Here is a 951-nt window from a genome sequence, read left to right on the forward strand (position 1 = left end):
ACCCTTTCCTGCAGGGTGGCCTGTAAACCGGCCGCATCGCCGGGCAACCCGACATTGGCGCGTTTGGACTGCATGAACAACGGCCGGACCACCGGCGCGCCGCTCTTACAGGAAAAGAGCAGCAACCCGGACAGTACCAGCCCGGCCAGGCCATGCATACCCATACGGCGGGTAGCTCCGGAAAACAGACTGCCCATGTGTTTCCGTTTTACGTATATAGCAAATTTATTACCGCTTAATCTCATGGCAACCCTTTTCAAAAGTAATAAACAACACTGATGGATACCTTATCGGGTACGAGCCAGACCCCGGTCTGCTCTTCGATCTTCTTCCCGCAACGCTCGCAGGGGTACTTGTCGCGCCGGCTCCAGACAGCGCCTGCGCCGAGTTCGAATTCCATGCTCCAGTTTACGTCCATAGGAATGCTGTAGCCGGCCGACAGGCCCAGGCCGTAAGCCATGCCGTCGTAACGGTAGTCGCCGGCAAGCAGGCCGGCGAAATTGTAACGGCTGACGATCCCGTTAAGACCGAAAAAGTAACCCGTCGTGTAGGTCTGTACCTGCCAGTAGCGTACCCCCGGAAGGACTGTCAGGTTTTTCATCTTGAAGTCGTCCGTGAAATTCCAGGGGTTGTACTGCACCGGCAGGTGAAGGCTCCAGCGATCGTTCAAAGCCAGGGACGCTTCCCCGTTGAGCGTCCCGGTAATCAAACCGAGCATATCGGTCTTGACCGAGTAGGACTGCCCGTAGGATGCCGTGCTGACGGTCAAAAACAGCAGGGCGGCGCAGATGACGCCCCTTAACAATCCTTTGTTCCTTATTTGTTTTTTCATAATTAAACCTTTTTTGCGTTATTTAGAATTTATATTATTTCCTTGCTTGCCGTTTTTTTCCCGATAGCCCTGCTCCAGGCCAGTGTTTCATACGCCCGGTTCAGCAGCGGGAACCGGTC

At 54.6% G+C, this 951-nt stretch carries 2 protein-coding genes; both read right to left on the reverse strand.

All coding sequences use genetic code 11. The annotated features are described in order from the left end of the window. The coding region (locus tag ACFO6W_RS02925; protein WP_379993830.1) for a hypothetical protein at positions 1-245 on the reverse strand (245 nt) is incomplete at its 3' end. A gap of 11 nt (positions 246-256) precedes the next feature. After that, the gene (locus tag ACFO6W_RS02930) at positions 257-832 is read right to left on the reverse strand and encodes a DUF3575 domain-containing protein (RefSeq protein ID WP_379993831.1); all 576 of its coding nucleotides are present in this window, start codon (positions 830-832) and stop codon (positions 257-259) included. Positions 833-951: the final 119 nt, after the last annotated feature.

It is taken from the genome of Dysgonomonas termitidis, from assembly GCF_042654545.1.
GTDB lineage: Bacteria > Bacteroidota > Bacteroidia > Bacteroidales > Dysgonomonadaceae > Dysgonomonas > Dysgonomonas termitidis.